Below are 23,164 nucleotides of genomic sequence, written 5' to 3'. Positions count from 1 at the left end.
CTGGCGCCCGGCCACTGGCGCCCGGCGCCCGGTCACTGGGCCGATGTTGCTCAGGTTTCGGTTCGTTGCCCAGGTTTGAACCTGAGCAACGAACCCCAACCTGAGCAACGTCACCGACCGAGCCGGGGCGGCCGGGCCGGGCCGGGGCGGCCGAGCCGGGGCGGGGCGGCCGAGCCGGGGCGGGCGGGATCGGCGCGCGGTGTCAGCGGCGCGTGGCAGGCTATGGGCCGTGGTTGACACCGGACGGGCAAGGGCGACGCTGGCCAAGCGCAGAGCCGACGTGGCAGCGATGTTCGACGGGGTGGCGGCCCGTTACGACCTGGTCAACGACCTGCTCACCGGCGGGCTCGACCGGGGCTGGCGGCAAGCGGTGCTGGCGGCGGTGGCACCCAAGACGGGCGAGAAGATCCTCGACCTGGCGGCCGGCACCGGCACCTCGTCGCGGCCCTTCGCCGACGCGGGCGCCGTGGTGGTGGCCGCCGACCTGAGCCTCGGCATGCTGCAGGTGGGCAAGCAGCGCCAGCCCGGGCTCGCCTTCGTGAACGCCGACGCCCTCGCGCTGCCGTTCGCCGACCATGCCTTCGATGCGGTCACCATCTCGTTCGGGCTGCGCAACGTCGAAGACACCGCTGCCGCACTGGGCGAATTACGCAGGGTAACCCGTCCGGGTGGACGCATCGTGATCTGTGAGTTCAGCACACCCCGCTTCGCCCCGCTGCGTTGGCTGTACCAGAAGGTGGCGCTGCGGGCGTTGCCGGTGATCGCGCGGCTCGGCGCGTCGAACCCGGCGGCCTATGACTACCTGGCCGAGTCGATTCTGGCCTGGCCGGCCCAGCGTCCGCTGGCGGCGAAGCTGGCCGAGGCCGGCTGGTCGAGCGTGCAGTGGCACAACCTCACCGGGGGCATCGTCGCCCTGCACCGCGCCCGCGCCTGATGTTCACCCTCGACGCCTACGCCGCCCGCAGTTGCCCGGTCAAGACGCACAACGCGTTTCACCCCGGGCTGAGCGTGCCGACCCGGGCCGAGGAGGGTTTGCGCGAGGTGTTTCACGGGGGCGTGGCGTTTCAGGCCGAGGTGCTGCGCGAGCTGATCGGCGGGTTCACCGGCTCGGTGTTCGACGCCCGCGACCTGACCGACCTACCGGCCGCCGAACAGCAGCAGCTCGCCCTGGCGGCGATGGCGGAGGGGGTGCAGGTGCTGATCGCTCCGCTGCTGCCATCCGACTACGAACAGCATCGCCGCGGGCGCCCCGACCTGCTGCTGCGCGCCGACGACGGCGGCTACCACCCGGCCGAGATCAAATTCCACCGGGTCAGCGACCCGCGTCGCGAGCCCGCCACGCTCACCTGGTCGAGCCTCACCGACCCGCTGGCCCGCAACGAACTGCCCGGCCGCCGGTTTCGACACACCTGGCGGCTGAACGACCTCCTGCAACTGGCGCACTACCACCGCATGCTGCAGCACATCGGACGGGCTTCGGCGCGTCCGCTCGCCGCCGTGGTCGGCACCGACGAACTCGACGGCCTGGGCCGGGTGCTGTCGTGGGTCGACCTGGGGCTGCCGGTGGTGCCGCCCAGCCCGCGCGACCGGCTCGACCCCGACGACGTCGAGCACGTCTCGGCGCTGGAGCGCTACGACGGCGAGCACGCGTTCCGGGTCGAACTGGCGCAGGCCGCCTCGGCGTTGTCGCCGGACGACCCGCCGCTGCTAGAACCGATCGCCAACCGCGAGTGCGGCTGGTGCCAGTGGTGGGACGTCTGCCGTCCGCAGCTCAGCGACGACGACCTGAGCCTGCGGATCTCGAAGTCGCCACTCGACGTGCACGAGATCCAGGTGCTGCGCGACGTGGGCGTGTCCACCGTCACCGAGCTGGCCGCGCGCGACGTGGACGCACTGCTGCCCGACTACCTGCCTCGGGTGACCCACCGGGTCGGTGCCGAGGATCGGTTGCGGCTGGCCTGGCGGCGCTCGGTGCTGATGGCCAGGGGTGTCGACTTCGACCGGGTCACCCAGGGCCCGATCGCGGTGCCCTCGGCCACCGTCGAGATCGACCTCGACGTCGAGACGTCGGTGGGCGACCGAGTGTACCTGTGGGGATTCCTGGTCAGCGACGCCCGCGACGGCTCGCGCCACTACCGGCACTTCAGCGCCTTCGACGAGCTCGACGACGCGAGCGAGCAGGCGTTGGCCGAACAGGCCATGACCTGGCTGCGCACCCTCACCGACGGGGTGGACGCCCTGGTGGTGCACTACTCCGACTACGAGGTGGTGCGGCTGCAGCGGCTGGCCCAGCGCAGCGGGTCACCGGTGCTGGCCTGGGCGCTGGACTGGGCGCAGCGCCACTTCTTCGACCTGTTCACCGTGATTCGCACGCATTTCTTCGGCACCCAGGGGCTCGGGCTGAAGGTGGTGGCGTCGAAGGCCGCGGGCTTCGCCTGGCGCGACGCCACCCCGGGCGGTCTGAACAGCCAGGCCTGGTACGAGGAGGCGGTCTCGGGTGCCAGCCCCGAGCTGCGCGCATCGGCCCGGCAACGCGTGCTCGAATACAACGAGGACGATGTCGAGGCCACCTGGCACGTGCGGCGCTGGCTACGCACACTCGGCTGAGCGCCTGGGCCGTCGATCGAGCCTGGCGAAATCCTGCTGGGGTCTCGACACGCTCGACCAACGACACCGGGGGTTTCGAGAGGCTCGACCAGCGACACCGGGGGGATCGACGTAGGTCGACCGGCGGGATGGCTCCACCAGCACTACATCAGGACGTTGATCGCCTGATCGAGTGCGCGGCGTCCGGCCCGGTCGACCGAGGCCACAATCACCTCGACCCCGCTGACCGGGCGACTCAGTACCCCGGCGAGTTCGCCCAGTGTGCCGACCCGCTCAGCGGGTATGCCGTGCGCGACCGCAAGCAGTTCCACGTCGACCCCAGACGGTGTGCCGAAAACCCGCTCGAAGGCGTCGGCGTAGCGCGGGTCGCCGTACTCGAGGGTGGCGAAGATGCCGCCACCGCCGTCGTCTGCCACCACGATCCGTAGGTCGGGGCGTTGCTCCCCCAGCCCGGCAGCCAATCCGTTGGCGTCGTGCAAGAAGGTGAGGTCGCCGCACAGCAGGGTGACCGGCTGCTGGCGGGCCAGCGCAATGCCCACGGCGGTGGAGACCGTTCCGTCGATACCGGCCAGCCCCCGGTTGGCGAACACCGTCTGGGCAGACAGCGGTGCCAGGTCGGCGTCGCGTACCGGCTGCGAACTGCCCAGCATCAGCACTCCCCGACCGACCGATGCCCCCACCACCGCGGCGACGGTGGGGCCGGTGAGCATCGGCTGCGCGTCCAGCACCCCGTCGAGGGCGGCGCCGAGGCGGGCATCGGCCGACATCCACCGTTGCAACCACACGGGGTCGCCCGCGGCCGGCTCGACCCACGGCACGATCCGGGTGGCGCGCCAGCCCGGGTCGATCCAGTCGGCACCGGCACTGACCACGATCAGCTCCACATCGGGCCTGGCCAGCAACCGGTTGACCGGGCGTGACAGGGTCGGGTGGCCGAAAACCACCACCCGCTGCACCTGGTCGGCCAGTTCACCGGCCAACAGCAGCCGTCCAGTGCGCGCGGCGGCGGAGCGGGCGTTGCTGGACGGCTCGGCCACCAGCGGCAGCCCGGCGCGCCGGGCCAGCGCGGCGACCCGGGCACCCAAAGCGGGGGGCGCGTCGCCGCAGACCAGCAGGGTGCGTGGCCCCGCAGGCAACACCAGGGCCTCACCCTCGCCCTCCGGCGCCTGTTGCACCGCGCGCAGCTTCGGCAGGGTGACGTCGCCAACCAGCGGCTCGGTCAGTTCGACGTTGAGGTGCACCGGGCCGAAGTTGCGACTGCCGGCCGCCAGCAGGCAGGCGCGCGCGGCCTGGGCCGCCCAAGAAGCCGCCGGGGCCTCGGAACTCACCCGCGCCGACCAGCGCACGAACGGCTCGAACAGCCGCGCCTGATCGGTGGTCTGGTTGGCGCCGAAGCCGACCATCGCGGCGGGTCGGTCGGCGCTGATCACCAGCAACGGCACAGCGCCGTGATGGGCCTCCATCACGGCGGGCAGCAGGTTGCCCACCGCGGTGCCCGAGGTGGTGACCACCGGGACGGCGCGTCCCGAACCCTTCGCCAGGCCGAGCGCGAGAAAGCCGGCCGAGCGTTCGTCGTAACGTACGTGCAGCCGCAACCGTCCGGACGACTCGGCGCGGGCCAGCGCCAGCGCCAGCGGCGCGCTGCGCGAACCGGGTGCCAGCACGGCGTCGGTGACACCCTGGGCGAGCAGTTGGGCGACGATGGCGGCGGCGCAGTCGGGTGCGGTCACGGCTGCTCCTCGGGGCGGGGTGTGGTGCTCGACCCACTATCGGGTCGCGACCCACTCGACCCACTATCGGGTCTCGACCCACTCGACCCACTATCGGGTCTCGACGCACTCGACCGGCGGTCGGTTCCGCACGAACCCGACCCGCGATCAGTGGGTGACGAACCCGGCGGATGATCGGTGCTGACCAGGCTCGACCAGCCACTCAACTCAGCGCCGCGCTCGCGCCACCAGGCGTCAAGCTCGGGCGATGCCTGCCAACCGGTGCCCTCGGGCGCCACCCGGCGCACCGGCAGCCGACCCTCGCGCACCACCAGCGGATCGCCGGTGACGTCACCGGCCAGCAACGCCAGGGTGTTGAGTCCGCACGCATAGGGCAGTTCGGGCAGGGCAGCAGCCAGCGCCACCCCGGCCGCGATGCCCACCGACGTCTCCAGCGCTGACGACACCACCACGGGCAGCCCCAGCCGCTCGGCCAACCGCAGGCAGCGCCGCACCCCACCCAGCGGCTGCACCTTGAGCACCGCCACATCGGCCGCCTCGAGTTCGGCCACCCGCTCGGGGTCGCCCGAACGCCGAATCGACTCATCGGCCGCGATCGGCACGTCGATACCGCGCCTGGCCAGTGCGAGCCGCAGCTCGGCGAGCTCTTCGACCCCGGCACAGGGCTGCTCGGCGTACTCCAGGCCGAACCGGGCCAGCTCGCGCAGCGCCACCACCGCCTGATCGACGCTCCAGGCACCGTTGGCGTCGATGCGCACCCGGCCGTGGGTGCCCAGGGCGTCCCGGACGGCCTCCACCCGCGCCAGGTCGTCGGCCAGGCCCTGCCCCGGCTCGGCCACCTTCACCTTCGCCGTGGTGCAGCCGCCGGCCAGCGCGAACCGGGCCGCCTGCTCGGCGGGCACCGCGGGCACGATGCTGTTCACCGGCACGCTGTCGCGCACCGCCGCCGGCCAGGGCCGGGTGGCCGCCTCAAGCGCGGCATTCCACCAACTGTCGATCTCGGGCCGGACGTACTCGGCGAACGGGCTCCACTCGCCCCACCCCGCCTCGCCCTGCAGCAGCAGGCCGGAGCGCCGCAGCACCCCGCGAAAGCGGGTGGTCAGCGCCACGTCGTAGCTGACGACCCGCATCTCAGGCGCCGATCACCAGGCCGAGCGCCAGCCCGACCGCCGCGGCCAACTGGCCCAGGCCAACCCGCTTCAGCACGCCGATCAGAGCCCGTCCGGTGCCACCGGCCAGCACCTCACGCACCGCGCCGGCCAGCACCACCACCAGCGCCAACCCCAGCAGCGCCCAAGCGGTGGTCCACCAGGCCACCAGCAGCACCGACAGGGTGGCCACCGCCACCAGGGCGGCGAAGAACCACCGGGTGCCCCGGTCGCCCAGCCGGGTGGCCAGCGTCCGCTTGCCGACCGCCGCGTCGCCGCGCAGATCGCGCAGGTTGTTGGCCACCAGAATCGCGCAGGCCAGCGACCCGATCGTCACCGCCGCCGCCCAGGTTGCCGGGGTGGTGTGGCCCAGTTGCACCAGTACGGTTCCGCCCACGGCGACCAGCCCGAAGAACACGAAGACGAACACCTCGCCCAGGCCGAGGTAGCCGTAGGGGCGGGTGCCGCCGGTGTAGAACCAGGCCGCGGCGATGGCCGCAGCGCCGACCAACAGCAGCCACCACAACTGGGTGAGCGCCACGATGGTCAACCCGGTCAGTCCGGCGACCGCGAAGCTGGCGAAGGCCGCCCGCTTCACCGCAGCCGGCTCCGCGCTGCCCGACCCGACCAGCCGCATCGGCCCGACCCGGTCGGCGTCGGTGCCGCGCACCCCGTCGGAGTAGTCGTTGGCGTAATTGACGCCCACCTGCAGGGCGAGCGCCACCACCAGGCAGAGCAGGGCCGGCCCGAGTGTGAAGCCGCCGGAGTATGCGGCGATGCCGCTGCCGGCCACCACCGGAGAGACCGCGGCCGGCAGGGTGCGTGGACGAGCACCCTCAAGCCATTGCGTCGGTGTGGCCACTCAGCTCCCTTCGGCCCACAACTGTCGCAGGCTCGTCCGATCGATCTTGCCAGTGGACGTCCGGGGCAGGCCAGCGACCCGGCGCAGCTCGCGCGGACGGGCTGCCGGCTGCAGCAGTCCGGCCAGTCGGGCGCGGCAGTCGTCAGGATCGACCGACTCGTCCAGCAGCGCCACGATCCGCACCCCCCAGCGCTCGTCGGGCACCGCCAGCAGGGCGACCCGGGCCGGGCCGAACGCGGCGTCGGCGAGCCGTTGCGCCCGGCCCAGGTCGACGTTGACGCCGCCGGTGATCACCACGTCGTCCAGCCGTCCGAGCACCTGCAGCCGGCCCGCTGCCCAGCGTCCGCGGTCGTGGGTGCGCAGGGTGCGTCCATGCAGGGCTGCGGCGGTGGCCGCCGGGTCGAGCCGGTAGCCGCGAAACACCATCGGCCCGGTCAGCTCGATGCGCTCGTCGGCGGCGATCGCCACCTCGATCCCCGGCAGCGGCACGCCGTCGTAGACGCAGCCGCCGCAGGTTTCGGCCATGCCGTAGGTGGCGATCAGGTTGATACCTGCGGCGCGTCCGCGCCGCAGTAGCCCCGCCGGTATCGCCGAGCCGCCGACCAGCACCGCGTCGTACCGGCTCAGCGCATCGGTGAGCGGCGGGTCGGGCAACACCCGGTGCAACTGCGCGGCAACCACCGACACGTAATTGCGGCCCTCGTGCAGCGGAAGCGCCGAGAGGTCGGACGGCACCACGCTCAGCCGGGTGCCGGCCACGGCGGCCCGGGCCGCGGTCATCATTCCGGCCACGTAGTGCAGCGGCAACGGGCACACCCAGTGCCCGGGCCCGCCCAGCCGTTCATGCGTGGCAGCAACCGAGGCGCGGATCGCCGTGGCCGACAGCAACACTCCCTTGGGGTCGCCGGTCGAACCGGACGTGCCGACCAGCACCGCGACGTCGTCACCGAGAGCTACCCCATCGAGCTGCCAGGCGTCTGGGAAGTCGGCCGCGACGGCGACCGCGGGGCCGCCGAACAGCGCCTGCGCCACGGCGGCGGGAATGTCGGCGCCGGTCGCTCGTCGGGTGGGCACCCGATCACCCTAATGCCGCAGTTCGCCCCTGCTTGCGTTCGTCGCGCCCACCATCGGTCGGGTTCGTCGAAACCCCTTGCCAAAGCGGCACATCCGAGGTCTCGGCACGCTCGGCCGGCGACAATCAACCAAACTCTGGATGCGTGTCGTCGAAACCGCCGCCAGTGAGAGGTCTCGGCAGCCTCGACCAGCCACGGCCGCTCAAGCCCCGGACTATGATTGCTGCCATGCCACGGATCCTGCCGGTGCTGATTCTTGCGCTGCTGGTCGTCTACTGCGTGGTCGAGGTCGCTCAGGCCGACCCCGACCGGGTGCGACTGATGCCGCGCTGGTTGTGGGCCGTGGTCGTGATCGCACTGCCGGGCCTGGGCGCCCTGGCCTGGCTGATCTTCGGACGCCCGGTGCGCCGGCAGCAGCCGCCCAGCACACGTCCGCCAGCCCCCGACGACGACCCGGACTTTCTGCGCGGGCTCGGCGGCCCGGGCAATCGGTAGGGAAACGCTGAGTTTTCGCTGGTCGAGCGTGTCGAGACCTCGGATGTGCCGCTGTGACCCGGCGATTGGCCGAATTCTTTCGTCCCGATCCGCGCGCGAAACCACGACCCGTCGCTGGCAAGGGGTTTCGACCAAACTCAACCAGCGGTGGCTGCATCGTTCAGGGCTTGCCCGCTCGGTAGTCCCGCGTGGGAATCGGCGCTGTCACCCAGCCGGAGGACGGCTGAGATTTTCCTGAGCCGGTTTCGTGTGGCACTCTCATCTGGTGCTGCCATTGTTTCGCCCCGTGATCGGAGTGCTGGCCGCACTGAGCATCGGCACGGTTTTCGCCCCGGTCGCACAGGCCGACATTCGCCTTCCCGGTGACCTGCCGGTGGCCCCGGTGGGCGATCGTGATTCGCGCAACTCGCGTGACGACAGCCGTCCAGACATCGTGCCGGCGGTTGCCCGCGCGCTCGACCAGCGTGCGAGTTCGTTGTCGCAGGCCTCGGTCGAGATCGCCGTGGCCGAACGCACGCTGCGGGTGAGCGCGTTCGCTGAGCAGCGTGACCAGGCAGAAGCCGCCGCCCGCTACGCCGAGCAGGTGAAGCAGCTCGGCTACGATCCCAAGACCAGCGACCCGCGCGACATCGCCAAGCAGATCATGCTCAACGACTACGAGTGGGGCAAGGACGAGTTCACCTGCGTCGACAAGATCTGGACCCAGGAGTCGAACTGGAAGTGGAACGCCGAGAACCCCAGCTCGGGCGCCTACGGCATTCCGCAGTCGCTGCCGGGCACCAAGATGGCTAGCATCGCCGACGACTGGAAGACCAATCCGGCCACCCAGATCAAGTGGGGACTGAAGTACATCAAGGACCGCTACGGCACTCCGTGCGACGCCTGGGGGTTCAAGGCCGGTCACGGCTGGTACTGAGCGCCCACCCGCTGGTTGAGCTGCGTCGAAACCCCTTGCCACAGGGGCACATCCGAGGTCTCGACAAGCTCGCGAGGTCTCGACAAGCTCGACCAACGGCTGATCGGCGTTTCCTCAGTTGCGCCGCTCCACTGGCGGAATGATGCCGTCCTCGATCGCCCGCCGCAGCAGGTCGAGCTTGTTGTTGGCCGGACGGTTCACCTGGGTGTACTTCACCCGAATGCGCTTCAGGTACTCCTTGACACTGTTCTCGGTGATGTAGAGCTGCTGCGCCACCTCGGGAATCTCCAGCCCCGCAACGTACAGCGACAGCACCTGCCGTTCCCGCGGGCCCAGGCTGGCCGCCACGTAGCTGGTGTCGGACTCGATCGCCGCCAGAATCTCTTGCGAGAGCACCATCTGGCCGTTCACCACAGCCTCCAGCGCCTCGATCGTCTGGGCAATCGGTTCGGCCTTGCGGCACACCCCGTCGGCGCCGCCGGCCAAGGCCCGGCGCACCAACCTGATGTTGTCGGCGATCGAGTAGACCAGAATGCGGTAGCCGCCCTCGGCCAGCCGCTCCACATTATCTTTCGGGTCTGAATCGTCACCCAGCGACAGATCGAGCATCACCACATCGGCGTCGACGTCATCGACCAGAAAATCGTCGACGGTCTCGTGCGAGCTGACCACCAGCACGTGGCCGGCGGTGTGCTGCTGCAGGGCCGCGCCGACACCCAGCCTGATCGCCTCGTGATCATCGATGATGGCGGCACGAATCGGGGTTGGATGGTTCATGTCTTCCTCACTGTCACAGTGCCAGCCTCGTCAATCGTAGTCAGATTGCGCTCCGCGTCGACAGTAAGAATGGTGACGGCCTCCGAATAGCCTTCCGGGGCAGTGCGGGCGACGATGCGTCCACTGGTGGACGTCTTCACCAGGTCTTCGAGCCGGCGCAGGGTGGCCAGACGTACCGGCTCGGGCAGCTTCGAGCCTCGATTGTCGACCAGCACCACCTCGACACCGCGCCCACGCGCTGCCTGAATGGCGTCGGACACACCTTGCGACACCAGGTTTCCGGCGCGCAGGGCGTCGCGCAGCCGGCCCTCGAGAATGCGACAGGCATCACGCTCGGCCTGGCTGAGTTGATGGGTGGGGTCGGCCAGGTTCTGCAACAGCGGCCCGATCTGCCCGCGCAGCTCGGTGAGCCACACCTCGCGCAGCACCAGGTTCGAGAAGCTCTCGGCCATTGCCTTGGTGTTCTCGCGCGAACGGGTGCGCACCCGAACTAGCTGTTCGCCGATCGAACCCAGGCCGCGCAGCACCAGGGTGGCCAATGTCAGCCACAGCACCGGGCCGAACGTCACCTGCAGCATGGCGGCGACCCCCAATTGGTGGCTGTAGGCCCAGTACCCGGCCTGGACCACGAAGACCCCCAGCCCAAGCCAGGCGGCCGAACGTTGCCCACGCACCAGCACCGTGATCAGCAGCGCCATGATCACAGAGCTGTGCCAGGTGGAATAGTTCGGCAGCGACCCCAGCGGCAGTGCCGCGTGCACCAGTTGCGCGATGACCGCCAGAGCCACCACCACCAGGCCGGCCTCGAACGTGGTCATCGACCGCTCACCGGCGCGGCGCAACGCGATGCCGGTGGCGACGACCGCAAGCCCCTGTGCAATCAGCACCGGGGTCTGGTCGGGCAGCGACATCGCCGAGATCAGACCGACCAGCACCTGCACACCCACGACCAGCCAGACCAGAAACAGGAACAACTCCACCCGCAGTACCGACCGCAACGCCTCGGACGCCCGGCGCCGCGAGATGGTCTCACCGACCTGCTGGCTGCGGCCGCTCCAGCGCAGGCTCACCAGGGTGCCTTCGCCCGGCTTCGACTCGATGTCGACGGTGCCGCCGATGGCCGCCATGCGTTCCATCATCGAGACCTTGATACCGAAGCGTCCCTCGGCTACGTCGCCGGGGTCGAACCCCCGTCCGTCGTCGCGGACGTCCACGCGCACCCGCTGGTCGTTACCCACCAAACCAGCCGAGATCTCGATCGACACGTGCTCGGCCTCGGCGTGCCGGGTCACATTGAGTGCCGCCTCTCGGGCTGCCTGCCCCAACGTGCTCGCCACCGAGGCGGTCACCGGCACGGCATCGCTGCCGGGATCGACGCGCACGGTGGCCTGCGGGCAGACGGCCTCGACCATGCCTTCGATCAACCGCGCCAACTGGGGCGCCGACAATGACTGCCCGACGTTCGTGGGGGCGGCCGCCTCGGCCAGCGAGGCGAGCGCGGCCTTGGCCAAGTCAGCCACCTCGCCGCGCGGCTGGTCAGTCTGCACCGCTGCCACCAAGGTGGTCATCACCTGGTCGTGAATGATGCCGTCGAGAATGGTGCGGCGCTGGCCGATTGCCTTGTCGATGGCGCGGTCGGCCTCCACTCGCTGTGACTCGGCCGTGCTGGCGTCCAACTCGTCGACGGCCCGGGCGAAGAATTGGATCAGCAGCAGCAGTGCGGTGGGCAGCACCATCAGGGTGAGCACGTCCTGCAGCGCGCTGAGCGGGTCACGGTTGCCGCCGGCGACCGTCAGCCGGACCAGGCCGAAGGCAAGCGACGACACGGCCGCGTAGGCGAAACCGAGACCGACCGTGCTGGCCATCGCGGCGCACACGGTCGCCATGCCGAGACAGACCCATAACCAGGGGGCGCCCCCCGCGGGCGAAGTGCTCAACCAGGCCCAGGGCCAGGTGATCACCCCGACCAAGATGACCAGCGCGTATGCGCCGCAGAGCCAGCGGATGTCGCCCAGCGACCAAGCGTACACCGGCATCAACAGGGTGAAGCCGACGATGCCGCCGCCGACCAGCACCAGCCAGACCGGGTGCAGGTAGGGCAACTGACCCAGGGCGATGAACAGCGCCGGAATCAGGCTGACCAGGCAGGTCATGGCCACTGCGCGAGCCAGCCAGAGCCGTAGTCCGGACGCGGTCGCACCCCGGGCAGGGTCGGCCCTGCCCAGGTTTCCGGCTCGTACCAGCAAGGCCACTACGCGGCTCGGCACTCCGGCCGGACCGGGGCTGACACAGTGTGTGCGACCGTCAACACGCCGCCCGGGGTTGCAGCGCGCCACCCGGGTCTGGCCTGCCTCATGCAGTCATAGTGCCATTTCGCCTACCGAATTGTCAGGCCCGCCCATCACCCGGTAACACCGCGACTACACGGCAAAGTTGTTCGTGAAGGCGTCCGTGGCCGTCACCGGGGCCTTGAGCAGCTTGCCCGTCTCGAGAAATTGGGCCATCTGCGCCCACTGGCCGGCGTCCAGGGCCGGGCCGAAGACGCCATCGTGCAGCGCCATCAGGTTCACCGACGCCTGGAGCACGGCCTCGGCGTTGGGCCGCTGGGTGGCCGTCCAGCCCGGAATCTGGGCGGCCAGCAACATCGATGGCCCGGGACTGGTCGGCGGCCGTGGCCTGGATCGCGTTCTTCACCGCGGTGACCACCTGCCGCACCACCTGCGGGTGCGCCTTCGCGTAGGCGCCGGTGGTGAGCAGGCACGTGCTGACCAGCGGCACCGTGCCCTCGGCCACCGGCAGCGCCCGCGGCGTGTCGCCGGCCAGTTGCAGTTGCACCAATTCGTTGGTGGTGAAGCCGACCACGGCGTCCACCTTCTTCAAGGTCAGGGCGGCCACCTGGGTGTAACCCACCTCGACGATGGTGACGTCGCTCTCACTCAGCCCGGCGGTCTGCAGCGCGACCTGGACGGCCAGCCACGACTCGCCGTAACGGCCCGGAACCCCGAGCCGGCGGCCCTTCAGGTCGGCCAGCGTGACGATCGGCGACGACTCCAGCACCAGCACCTGCACCGGGAACGACTTGTAGTAGGCACCGACCGCGATCACGTCGACGCCCTCGGCCCGGGCCTGCATGGCCTCACTGCCGGCGGCCACCAGAAAATCCTCCGTACCCGAGCTGAGTGCGGTGAACAGGCTCTCGGTTGCGCCGTGGTGCCGCAGGCTGACCTGGGCGGCCACCGGGTCGAAGAGTTGGTCGGCCTCGGCGACGTAGAAGGGCGCAAACTGAACATTGGGAATGTAGCTCAGCCCGATCACGGCGCGGGCGTCACGGGTACCGCCGGTCGTGGACGGCGCCGATGACGTGACCGCGCTCGGCCCGGCACACCCGGCGGCCGCCAGGGCCAGGGCTGCGCTCAGCAGGGTTCTGCGGTGCATGGATCACTCCTCAGGTCGGGTCAGGTCAGGTCAGGTCAGGTCAGGTCAGGTCAGGGCTTGGACGATGGCGGAGCGGCGCTCCCACCAGGTGATCAACGAATAGACGGTGGCCGCGATCAGGCAGAGCCAGCCGATGGTGGCGAACATGCCGGTGGTGTCGACGGCGTCACGCTGCACGGTCAGCACGGCTCCCAGGCCGCTGCCCCCCATCACCATCTCGCCCACCACGGCACCGGTGACGCTGAGCGCGAAGCCGTTCTTGAGCCCGCCGAGCAACGACGGCAACGCCAGCGGCGCCTCGACGTGCCGCAGCAGCGCGCGGTTGCCCGCGCCGTCCAGCCTGGCGGCGGCGATCAGGTCGCGGGGCACCATGCGCAGCCCGACCACGGCCGAGACCAGGATCGGAAAGAACACGATCAACGCGCACAGCAGCACCACCGGGGTCAGTCCGTAGCCAACCCAGAGCACTAGCAGCGGGGCCAGCGCGATCGCGGGGATGGCCTGGGAGGCCCCCAAGAAGGGCTGCACGGCGTCACCGAACCACACCGAGCGGTGAATCGCCACCGACAGCGGCAGCGCCACCAGCGCGCCGACCAGGCAGCCGCCCAGCGCCTCGGCCAGCGTGACACCCAGGTAGGGCCACAACGCACCGGTGTGCAGGTCGTCCCAGAGCCGGGCGAAGACACGACCGGGGCCGGGCAGCAGCACAGGCGAGGCCAGGGAGGCCAGCGCCGCCCAGAGGGCGATCAGCACCACGCCGAGCAGCAGCGGCGCCACCAGGCGGCGGCGCTGCGGACTGAGCGTGGTCATGGTCTCCTCCGGTTCGCTTCGCGACCGGGGTCGGCGCAGGAGAATGCGCCGAACGACGGTGGGACGCCGTCGGCGACCACCGCCCGTGCTGCCTCCCATCCGGACTTTCACCGTCGGTTCCGGATTTTCACCGGATCAACCGCCGCACTGCTGCGGCGGGTCGCGGACTGTTACCGCCGGTTCGGAATTACACCGACCCCGGAGCACGAATCGAAGCGATGATACCGCGACCGAGTCGGGCCGAACGCTGCCGGCGGGGGGCCGAGATGGTGGCGGTGCATACCGAGAGCCAGTGACGCTCTCGAGCAACCCGATCGCGCCAATCCGAGGCAGCCCTGAGCAACACGACCACCGCCGGTTGAGCCCGCCGAAACCCCCGGCGAAAACACCCGACTTGAGGTTGACCCCGTAACCCGGACACCGTCTTGGCGGGTTCCCTTGTCGGAGACCGCCGGAGAGGATGTCCTTGATGGGAACTTCGAAGAAGCGGAAGAGTTACACCCCGGAGTATCGGCGTGAGGCTGCGCATCTGGTGATCGACACCGGCCGCACGATCGCGGCGGTCGCGGCCGAGATCAACGTGGGTGCGCAGCTGTTGGGCCGTTGGGTCCAGGCCGAGCGGGACCGGATCGGTGCGCCGCCGGAGGCGCCGTTGGACGTGTCGGAGCGGGCCGAGCTGGAACGGCTGCGGCACGAGAACACCGAACTGCGGATGGACAACGAGTTCCTGGGAAAAGCCGCAGCCTTCTTCGCGGCGAAGAACACTCCCGGCAGGAGTGCTTCGAGGTGATCGACGCGGAGAAGGCGAACTACACGATCAGCCGGATGTGCCGGCTGATCGGGGTTGACCGGCGCCGCTACTACGAGTGGTGCAAGCGTCGTCGCGGCGGCCCGACTCGCGCCGAGCAGCGGCGGGCCGAGCTGACCGGCAAGATCGTCGAGTTCCACAAGGCTTCCGATCACACGTATGGGGCGCCGAGGATCCGCGCCGACTTGCAGGAGGCTGGGGAGACGGTGTCGCGCAAGACGGTCGCGAAGCTCATGCGGCAAGCCAAGATAGCCGGGATCAGTCCCCGGACCTGGCATCCGCCGACCACGGTGCCCGGCCCGAACCCCGACCCGGCACCGGACCTGGTCAAGCGCCACTTCGACAAGGGACACCGCGATGTCGCCTGGTTCTCCGATATCACCTACCTGTCCACTGGTGAGGGCTGGGCCTACCTGTGCGCGGTCCGTGACGGCCACACCCGCCGGGTCCTGGGCCGTGTCATCGCCGACCACCTGCGGGCCGATCTCGTCGAGGACGCGCTGCGTCAGGCCGTCGCTCTGCGCGGTGAGCTGCCCGGGAAGGTGATCTTCCACGCCGATAGGGGCTGTCAGTACACCAGCCAGCAGATCGCCGAGGTGGCCGGCCAGCTCGACCTGCTGCGCTCGATGGGACGCACCGGGGTGTGCTGGGACAACGCGGCAGCCGAGTCGTTCTGGTCGACGCTGAAGAACGAGTACTACCACCGGCACGTGTTCGCCACGATCGTCGAGGCCCGCCGCGGCGTCTATGCCTGGATCGACGGGTTCTACAACGCCCGCCGGCGCCACTCCAAGACCGGCTACCTCAGCCCACTACAGTACGAACACCACCTGGCCCGACAGACCGACCAGCCGGCCCTCCAGGCCGCCTGACCAAACAACCACCTGTCCGGATTTTGGGGTCAACCTCAACTCGAGGTCTCGACACGCTCGACCAACGAAAAATCAGCGTTCCCCGACCACCGCTGGTTGAGCCTGTCGAAACCCCTAGTGAAAGCACTCCCGTTGAGGTCTCGGCACGCTCGACCAACGAAAACTCAGCGGCGCCCTGGACACCCCCCGAGGAACTGCGGTTGAGCCGGGTCGCGACGAGTTCGCCCAATCACAGCGCCGGAACAGGGCGCTGCGCCACAACGGGGTTCGTCCACCTGGGTGCCGTGGCTCGGTAGTCTGCCGGTGTGCAACGACCCGACCCGATCCGTGCAGTGGTGTTCGACTTCGACGGACTGCTGGCCGACACCGAAAGAGCGTGGGAGCTTGCGCAAGCGGCCATGTTCACCAGCCGTGGCTTGGTGATCGGCGACACCGACCGGGACCTTTTTCTCGGCACCGCCGTGGCCGACACGGCGACAATCATGGCCGCACGATTCAACGAGCCGCAGCCCGACGTGCTCGCCGACCTGACCCAAAGGGCGAAGGACGAGCTGCACCGCAACGCGCCGGCGATGCCGGGTGCCGCCGAGCTGCTCGCCGGACTGCGCGGTCGACTGCCCTTTGCCGTCGCGAGCAATACCCCACGCGAGTTGCTCGACATCGCCCTGCACGGTTCGGGGCTGGCACCGCTGATCGAGGTGGTGGTGTCCGCCGACCAGGTGCCGAACCCGAAGCCGGCTCCCGACGTGTACCTGCAAGCCTGCGCGTTGCTGGGCGTCGAGGTGTCAGAGGCGATCGCCGTCGAGGATTCGCGGCCGGGCACGGCGGCCGCCCGCGCGGCCGGACTATGGGTGGCGATGATCCCGTCCGGCGCCAGCGAGCCGTCCGACGCGCACGCTTTCGTGCACAGCCTGCGCGACCCCGAACTGCTGGGCTGGCTGGCCTAGGCAAGCGCCGATTTTTCGTTGGTCGAGCGTGTCGAGACCGACCTGGATGACGCCGGTCGGCACAGGCTAGGCCATAGCGTGGCACAGCGAAGACACAGGTTCGGCTTCTAGCTTGACGCTGTACATCACTGAGGAGACTCAAACCCATGTCAAGTAAAAAACCAACCGCGGTCGCTGACGATCAGCCCGCGGACGTTACCGAAACGGCGACGGTGCCACCCAAACGGCACCGTCTTCGCATGTCGGGCAAGCGGTGGCTGTGGCTGTCGGTCGCCTTCGTGGTGCTGGTGGCGGCAGGCGTCGGCGGCTGGATGCTGGCCCGTCCGCGAGCCAATGGCCAAAACCAGTCGACGACCCGCACCGTGCAGGTGAGCGTGGGGACGCAGACCCAGACAGTCAGCCTCGACGGCACGCTGAGCCCGCGCAAGCAGTCCGATGTGAATTTCGCGGTCTCAGGCACGATCACCACGATCTACGTGAAGGCCGGCGAGAAGGTGACCAAGGGCCAGAAGCTGGCCCGGGTCGACGACACCGACCTGCAAGACGCCGTGGACGTGGCCAAAGCCAACCTGACCACCGCACGGGCCAACTACACCGAGGTGGTCGACGACGACGGCAGCGACACCGCGATCGCGTCGGCCAAGGCCCAGGTGTCGTCGGCCAAGGCCGCCCTGGCCAGCGCGAAGCAGGACCTGTCGGATGCGGTGCTGCGCTCCCCGATCGCCGGCACCGTGGCCTCGGTCAGCGCCGAAGAGGGTGACAGCGTCACCGGCAGTGGATCGTCGTCGTCGCGCTCATCCAGTTCGAGCAGCTCCAGCAGCAGCTCGAGTTCGAGCAGTTCGAGTTCGTCCACTTCGAGCAGCTCCGCCCAGTTCAGCGTGATTTCGACCGCGACCTGGAAGCTTGAAGGCACCGTCGGCAGCACCGACCTGGGCAGCCTGAAAGCCGGCCAGGCGGTCGAGGTCACGCCGTCCGGTGCCACCGAGGCGATCAAGGGGACGGTCGCCTCGGTCGGCATCGTGGCGACCTCGACCAGCGACGGCGCCGCGACCTTCCCGGTCGTGATCAACCTGTCGGGCACCCACAAGGACCTCTACTCGGGCACCACCGGCACGGCGGTGATCACCACCGGTAGCTACGACAACGTGCTGACCGTGCCCACGGCGGCCCTTCGCACCGAGAGCGGCAAGACCGTGGTGACCAAGGTGGACGGCACCACGACCAGCACGGTCGAGGTCACGGTGGGCAAGGTGTTCGGCGACGCCACCCAGATCACCGACGGACTCTCCGAGGGTGACAGCGTGCAGGTCACCGTCACCCGGGCCAGTGGCACCAGCACAAGCAGCTCCAGCGAGGAGGGCGGCGGCTTCGGCGGTCTCGGCGGTGGCGGTCTCGGCGGCGGCGGTCTCGGCGGCGGTGGCGGTGGTGGCGGCGGCGGCGGCGGCGGTGGCGGCGGCGGCGGAAACGGGCCGTCGCGATGACCGCCATGCTGCAGATGACCGACGTCCGCAAGACCTACTCCACCGGTGTGGTGCAGGTCGAGGCGCTGCGCGGAGTCGACCTGAGCGTCGGCCAGGGCGACTACCTCGCCATCATGGGCCCCTCCGGCTCTGGCAAGTCGACGTTGATGCACATCATCGGCTGCCTCGACGTGCCGACGTCCGGCAGCTACCTGCTCGATGGCACCGACGTCAGCGAGATGTCTGAGAAGCAGCTCGCCGAGGTGCGCAACCGCAAGATCGGGTTCGTCTTTCAGCAGTTCAACCTGCTGCCCAGCCTGACCGCCCTGCGCAACGTGGAACTGCCGCTGGTCTATGCCGGGGTACCGACCGAGCAGCGCCGGGAACGTGCGCTGGCGGCCCTCGACAAGGTGGGGCTCGCCGCGCGCGTGCAGCACCGGCCGGGCGAACTGTCGGGCGGCCAGCAGCAGCGCGTGTCGGTGGCCCGGGCGCTGGTCACCGACCCGGCTCTGCTGCTGGCCGACGAGCCCACTGGCAACCTCGACTCGCACTCCACCGACGAGATCCTCGACCTGTTCGCCGAACTCAACGAGGCTGGTCGCACCATCGTGATGATCACCCACGAGCTGGAGGTGGCCGAGCATGCCAAACGGAGGGTGTTCATTCGCGACGGCCTGCTGAACGCCACCGATGCCGTGCTGGGGGGCGTGCGCTGACATGGAGTGGAAGGAAACGATCAGCACCGCCATCTCGGCGCTGAATGCCCGCCGAATGCGGTCGCTGCTCACGATGCTGGGCATTCTGATCGGCATCGCCGCGGTGATGCTCACCGTCGGACTGGGTCAGGGCGCTTCGGCTTCGATCACCTCACAGATCAACTCGCTGGGCTCGAACCTGATTGTGGTGACGCCCACCCAGTCAACGTCGTCCGGCGGCTTCCGGGGCGGCGGCGGGGCGGTGTCGACGCTCACCACGACGGACGCCACCATGCTGGCCGACGCGACCGTCGCCCCCGACATCGCCGCGGTCGCACCGGTTTCGACGACCTCGGGCTCGCTGCAGTCGTCGAGCACCACCTGGACCTCGACCGTGGTCGGCACCAACACCGACTGGCTCACGGTGCGGGCACGTGAGGTGGCCACCGGTCGCTACTTCACCAGTGAGGAACTCGACAGCGCCCAGAACGTGGCGGTGATCGGCTCCGAGACGGCCACCGAGCTGTTCAGCGACGGTTCGCCGGTCGGCCAGACGATGACCATCAATGGCTCGTCGTTCACCGTGATCGGGGTGCTCAACGAGCAGGGGTCGTCGGGCACCAGCAACGACGACGACACCGTCATCGTGCCGCTCACCACGTTCGCTGCGCGGCTGTCGACCTCGTCGAACGCCAACAGCATCTCGTCGATCTACCTCTCGGGGCGGGATGCCGACAGCTTGTCGGCGGCCTACCAGCAGGTGAAGACCGCACTGCTCGCCTCGCACGGTGTCACCTCCGACGATGCCGACTTCTCGGTGAGCACCCAGGCCTCGCTGGTCGAGACTGCCACCTCGATCACCGGAGTCCTCACCCTGCTGCTGGGCGGCATCGCCGGCATCTCGCTGCTGGTCGGTGGCATCGGCGTGATGAACATCATGCTGGTGTCGGTGAGCGAACGAGTGCGCGAGATCGGCCTGCGCAAGGCGCTGGGCGCGACGCCCGGCACGATCCGGCAGCAGTTCCTGGTCGAAGCCGGCATTCTCGGTACGCTGGGCGGCCTGCTCGGCATCGCCATCGGTATCGGTGGCGCCGCGATTCTGACCCCGATCATCGGCATCACCGTCGCCATCTCGATACCGGCCACGCTGCTCGCACTGGTGGTGTCGCTCGGCATCGGCCTGACTGCGGGCGTATACCCCGCGTCGCGAGCCGCCAAGCTGGCCCCGATCGACGCATTGAGGAGTGAGTAAGACATGGCCATCAATCGACGCCTGCGCGCGGTGATCATCGCCGGCGCCTCCCTGGCCGTGGTGGCGGGGGTGGGCATCGGGGTCGCGGTAGCAACTCCTTCGTCCCAGTCTCGGTACGTCACCGCGACCGCCGGCACCGGTGACGTCACGCAGACCTACACCACGACGGGCACGATCGCGCGCACCAACACCTCTGAGGCCTCGTTCGCCGTAAGTGGCACCGTGAGCAGCGTGAAGGTCGCGGTCGGCGACTCGGTCGAGGCCGGGGACGTGCTGGCGGTGCTCAAGAAGGGTCCGCTGCAACTGGCGGTGCTCGACGCCGAGACCTCCGTGGCCGAGGCCAAGGCGACGCTGTACTCGGCGCGGCACCCCTCGAGCAGCAGTTCGTCCAGCTCGAAGTCGTCGAGTTCGGGGTCGTCCAGCTCGGGGTCGTCGGGTTCGAAGTCGTCGGGTTCGAAGTCGTCGGGTTCGAGTTCGGGCACGACTGTGACCATCGACCCCACGACGCTGCTCGCTGCGACCACGGCGCTCACCACCGCTGTAGCGGCCGAACAAACCGCGTGCGAGCCGGTTTTCGGAGCGGTACCCGAGGTAACTCCCACGGCCACCGCGACCGCCACCGCCACCGCCGAACCGACCGAAACCGCCACAGCCGAGGCCACCGAAACCGCCACAGCCGAGGCCACGGCGACCGCCACGGCCGAGGCCACGGTGACCGACCAGGCCGACGTCATCGAGTCCAACGACCCCACCGAGGCCGAACTGAAGGCCTGCGGCGAGGCCCGGGCCGAGGTGAACCTGGCCACGACGAATCTTCAGACCCTGGTGGGGACGCTGACCAGCACCAGCGGCAGCGGCTCGAGCAGCAAGGCGAGCTCAAGCTCGTCGAAGTCAAGCTCGTCGAAGTCAAGCTCGTCGAGTTCCAGTTCCTCCAGCAGCACGACGACCGTCAGCGCGTCCCAGGTGGCCTCGGCCAAGGCCGCCCTCCTGGAGGCCGAGCAAGAGCTGCAGAGCGCCCAGGACGATCTCGAGAACGCCGAGCTGATCGCCCCGATCTCGGGCACTGTCGGCACGGTCGAGTTGACCAAGGGCTCTTCGTCGAGTTCGGGGTCGATCACCATCGTGGGCAGCGGCAACGCCCAGGCGAGCTTCGAGCTTCCGCTGGCCACCCGTACCCTGCTCAAGAACGGCCTGCAGGTGACGGTCGCTCCGGCCGGCTCGACCACGACGCTGGACGGCACGATCACGTCGATCAGTGCGGTAGAGACCAGCGGCACAGCGGGCGACACCCCGACCTACACCACTGTCGTCACCGCCTCCGACCCGGACGAACTGCTGACCACGGGCGCCAAGGCGTCGATCGCGATCCCGGTGGCCTCGGCCACCAACGTGGTGCGGGTACCGGCTTCGGCGGTCACCCCGACCGGAACGGGTACCGCCACCGTGAGCGTGCTGGAGTCAGGTGCGTCGACCGCGACGTCGGTGGCGGTCAGCACGGGCGCCGTCGGTGGCGGTTGGGTCGAGATCAGGCAGGGCATCAGCGCCGGCCAGACGGTGGTGCTGGCCGACAACACCGCCGAGTTGCCCACCAACAGCACCAACCGGCGCTCGACCAGTAGCTCCTCGGCCTCGGCCTCGGCGAGCCCCGCGGCCCAGCCCGGGGGTGCGAGCACCACGCAGCCGACGACCCAGCCCACGGCCACAGCCAGCCGCTGACGCCAAGGCAAGACGACGGGGTCGGCGCCGATTTTCGGCGCCGACCCCGTCGGCGGTTTCACCGCAGCCGGTGCCGTTCCAGCGATCGCAGACATTCCGGCTGCTGAGGTTGTCGCACCCCGGCACCTTCGAGCCGCGTCGACTTGGCTGCCAGTCCAGCGCTGGCTGAGCTGATCGAAACCCCTGACCGCAACAGCATTACCGAGGTCTCGACAAGCTCGACCAACGACAATCGGAACTTCCCCACAGCGGAGACCCGAACCCGCCCGGCAAACGACGAACACCACCACCACCGAGGTCTCGACACGCTCGACCAACGACAATCAGTGCGGGCTTCCCGCCACCTGGGTTCCGTTCTTGAGCACCGCGTGCACCAGGGGAACGCCCGGGCGGTAGGCCAGATGCAGATGGCTCGGGGCGGCCAGCAGCACCAGGTCGGCGGACGAACCCGGCCGCAGCACCCCGATGTCGTCGCGCTGCAGCGCCCGGGCACCGCCGGCGGTGGCTGCCCAGACCGCCTCGTCCGGAGTCAGGCGCAGGTCGCGCACCGCCAACGCGATCACGAACGGCATGGACGTGGTGTAGGACGTCCCCGGATTGCAGTCGGCACCGAGGGCCACAGTGACCCCGGCGTCCCAGAGCCGCCGGGCGTTCGGGTACTTGTTGCGGGTGGAGAAGTCGGCCGCCGGCAGCAGCGTCGCCACCGTGGACGAGGCCGCCAGTGCTTCGATGTCGGCGTCGTCGGTATGACAGACGTGATCCACCGATGCCGCCCCCAATTCGACGGCCAGCTGGATGCCGGGGCCCTGATGCAATTGGTTGCCATGCACCCGGACGCCGAGACCGGCCCGCCGGCCGGCGGTCAGCACCGCCCTTGATTGGTCTTCGTCGAAGGCACCTTGCTCGCAGAACACGTCGATCCAGGACGCCAGCGGCGCGCAGGCAGGGACCATCTCGTCGATCACCATCGCCACGTAGTCGTCGGCCCGGCCGGCGAACTCCGGTGGCGTCACGTGCGCGGCAAGCAGAGTGGTGAATGGAGTCCGGCTACGGGCGACGTCCAGGCTTCGGCGCTCATCGGCGACGCTTTGGCCATATCCGGACTTGACCTCGACCGTGGTGGTGCCCTGCGCCAGGTACTCCCCCAGCAGCCGGTCCACGTTGCGGGCCAGGTCGGCCTCCGTTGCGGCCCGGGTGGCGGCCAGCGTGCTGCGAATACCACCCGCTGCGTATTTCTGCCCCGCCATCCGGGCTGCGAACTCCTCCGCCCGCTCACCGGCGAACACCAGGTGGCTGTGGCTCTCCACGAAGCCGGGCAGCACCGCGCAGCCGCCGGCATCGATCCGCCGATCGGCGTCCGGGGCGTCGGCGCGAGGACCGACCCAAGCCACCCGGCCGGAACCCGACGGCACAGAGCGGGATCCGGTGCCAGCGGCCGTGCCCGCACCCGAGTGCTCTTCGTCGATCACCACGGCGGCATCGGGAATCAGCCCCAACAGCCCGCCCCAGTCAGGATCGTTGGTGACCAACGACCCGATGTTGTCGATCAGCAGGCTCACCA

General features: G+C 69.6%; 19 protein-coding genes and 1 riboswitch. Of the genes, 10 read left to right on the top strand and 9 right to left on the bottom strand.

The features are described 5' to 3' along the window. The first annotated feature begins 100 nt into the window (after positions 1-100). Positions 101-934, top strand: coding sequence for a demethylmenaquinone methyltransferase (locus QM721_RS05850; protein WP_415120125.1), 834 nt, complete (start codon positions 101-103; stop codon positions 932-934). Then, positions 934-2,607, top strand: a complete 1,674-nt coding sequence (locus QM721_RS05845; RefSeq protein WP_415119900.1) for a TM0106 family RecB-like putative nuclease — start codon at positions 934-936, stop codon at positions 2,605-2,607. The genes QM721_RS05850 and QM721_RS05845 overlap by 1 nt, the downstream gene beginning before the upstream one ends. A 143-nt stretch (positions 2,608-2,750) precedes the next feature. Here QM721_RS05845 and menD read toward each other — a convergent pair whose 3' ends face one another. Genes menD through QM721_RS05825 form a run of 4 tightly spaced genes read right to left on the bottom strand, consistent with a single transcriptional unit; the run spans position 2,751 to position 7,421 of the window. Next, positions 2,751-4,337, bottom strand: coding sequence for a 2-succinyl-5-enolpyruvyl-6-hydroxy-3-cyclohexene-1-carboxylic-acid synthase (menD, locus tag QM721_RS05840; RefSeq protein WP_415119898.1), 1,587 nt, complete (start codon positions 4,335-4,337; stop codon positions 2,751-2,753). Continuing rightward, positions 4,334-5,467, bottom strand: a complete 1,134-nt coding sequence (locus QM721_RS05835; RefSeq protein ID WP_415119896.1) for an o-succinylbenzoate synthase — start codon at positions 5,465-5,467, stop codon at positions 4,334-4,336. The genes menD and QM721_RS05835 overlap by 4 nt, the downstream gene beginning before the upstream one ends. A 1-nt stretch (position 5,468) precedes the next feature. Continuing rightward, positions 5,469-6,347: a 1,4-dihydroxy-2-naphthoate polyprenyltransferase gene (locus QM721_RS05830; RefSeq protein WP_415119894.1), complete on the bottom strand. Its 879-nt coding sequence runs from the start codon at positions 6,345-6,347 to the stop codon at positions 5,469-5,471. Then, complete coding sequence (locus QM721_RS05825; protein ID WP_415119892.1) at positions 6,348-7,421, bottom strand: AMP-binding protein; 1,074 nt, start codon at positions 7,419-7,421, stop codon at positions 6,348-6,350. A 227-nt stretch (positions 7,422-7,648) separates the two neighbouring features. On the opposite strand from QM721_RS05825, the gene QM721_RS05820 reads away from it, so the two are divergent. Together QM721_RS05820 and QM721_RS05815 are read left to right on the top strand one after the other, a co-directional pair. After that, complete coding sequence (locus tag QM721_RS05820; RefSeq protein WP_415119890.1) at positions 7,649-7,915, top strand: PLD nuclease N-terminal domain-containing protein; 267 nt, start codon at positions 7,649-7,651, stop codon at positions 7,913-7,915. Positions 7,916-8,180: 265 nt separating this feature from the next. After that, positions 8,181-8,831, top strand: coding sequence for a transglycosylase SLT domain-containing protein (locus QM721_RS05815; protein WP_415119888.1), 651 nt, complete (start codon positions 8,181-8,183; stop codon positions 8,829-8,831). Between the two features lie 114 nt (positions 8,832-8,945). On the opposite strand, the gene QM721_RS05810 is transcribed toward QM721_RS05815, so the two are convergent. The 4 genes from QM721_RS05810 to QM721_RS05795 form a co-directional block, all read right to left on the bottom strand. Then, positions 8,946-9,608, bottom strand: coding sequence for a LuxR C-terminal-related transcriptional regulator (locus QM721_RS05810; protein ID WP_415119886.1), 663 nt, complete (start codon positions 9,606-9,608; stop codon positions 8,946-8,948). Continuing rightward, positions 9,605-11,860 carry a sensor histidine kinase gene (locus QM721_RS05805; RefSeq protein ID WP_415119884.1) on the bottom strand — a complete coding sequence of 752 codons (2,256 nt, stop codon included), beginning with the start codon at positions 11,858-11,860 and terminating at the stop codon, positions 9,605-9,607. Before QM721_RS05805 ends, QM721_RS05810 begins: the two co-directional genes overlap by 4 nt. Positions 11,861-11,996: 136 nt before the next feature. Continuing rightward, the gene (locus QM721_RS05800; protein WP_415119882.1) at positions 11,997-13,043 is read right to left on the bottom strand and encodes an ABC transporter substrate-binding protein; all 1,047 of its coding nucleotides are present in this window, start codon (positions 13,041-13,043) and stop codon (positions 11,997-11,999) included. Between the two features lie 45 nt (positions 13,044-13,088). Beyond that, positions 13,089-13,853, bottom strand: a complete 765-nt coding sequence (locus tag QM721_RS05795) for an ABC transporter permease (protein ID WP_415119880.1) — start codon at positions 13,851-13,853, stop codon at positions 13,089-13,091. An 81-nt stretch (positions 13,854-13,934) separates the two neighbouring features. Then, positions 13,935-14,064, bottom strand: a riboswitch (FMN riboswitch). Positions 14,065-14,319: 255 nt separating this feature from the next. Here QM721_RS05795 and QM721_RS05790 point away from each other — a divergent pair. The 6 genes from QM721_RS05790 (at position 14,320) to QM721_RS05765 (ending at position 21,603) form a co-directional block, all read left to right on the top strand. Beyond that, positions 14,320-15,533, top strand: a protein-coding gene (locus QM721_RS05790; protein ID WP_415119878.1) for an IS3 family transposase whose coding sequence is annotated in 2 segments (ribosomal slippage) — positions 14,320-14,592 and positions 14,595-15,533 — 1,212 coding nt in all. Because the reading frame shifts where the segments join, the coding sequence is not laid out codon by codon here. Between the two features lie 305 nt (positions 15,534-15,838). Next, the gene (locus QM721_RS05785) at positions 15,839-16,480 is read left to right on the top strand and encodes an HAD family hydrolase (RefSeq protein ID WP_415119876.1); all 642 of its coding nucleotides are present in this window, start codon (positions 15,839-15,841) and stop codon (positions 16,478-16,480) included. A 239-nt stretch (positions 16,481-16,719) separates the two neighbouring features. Then, positions 16,720-17,961 carry an efflux RND transporter periplasmic adaptor subunit gene (locus tag QM721_RS05780; RefSeq protein WP_415119873.1) on the top strand — a complete coding sequence of 414 codons (1,242 nt, stop codon included), beginning with the start codon at positions 16,720-16,722 and terminating at the stop codon, positions 17,959-17,961. Next, positions 17,958-18,656 carry an ABC transporter ATP-binding protein gene (locus tag QM721_RS05775; protein WP_415119871.1) on the top strand — a complete coding sequence of 233 codons (699 nt, stop codon included), beginning with the start codon at positions 17,958-17,960 and terminating at the stop codon, positions 18,654-18,656. The genes QM721_RS05780 and QM721_RS05775 overlap by 4 nt, the downstream gene beginning before the upstream one ends. A gap of 1 nt (position 18,657) precedes the next feature. Continuing rightward, positions 18,658-19,887, top strand: coding sequence for an ABC transporter permease (locus QM721_RS05770; RefSeq protein ID WP_415119869.1), 1,230 nt, complete (start codon positions 18,658-18,660; stop codon positions 19,885-19,887). A gap of 3 nt (positions 19,888-19,890) precedes the next feature. Next, entirely contained in the window at positions 19,891-21,603 is a 1,713-nt protein-coding gene (locus QM721_RS05765) for a biotin/lipoyl-binding protein (RefSeq protein WP_415119867.1), read from the top strand. Positions 21,604-21,926: 323 nt separating this feature from the next. Here the strand turns inward: QM721_RS05765 and hutI are convergent, their stop codons facing one another. Beyond that, positions 21,927-23,162: an imidazolonepropionase gene (gene hutI / locus QM721_RS05760; protein ID WP_415119865.1), complete on the bottom strand. Its 1,236-nt coding sequence runs from the start codon at positions 23,160-23,162 to the stop codon at positions 21,927-21,929. Positions 23,163-23,164 lie beyond the last annotated feature (2 nt).

The sequence above is a fragment of the Micropruina sp. genome (assembly GCF_047602085.1).
Lineage (GTDB): Bacteria > Actinomycetota > Actinomycetes > Propionibacteriales > Propionibacteriaceae > Micropruina.
This window is presented reverse-complemented; position numbering and strand designations above follow the sequence as displayed.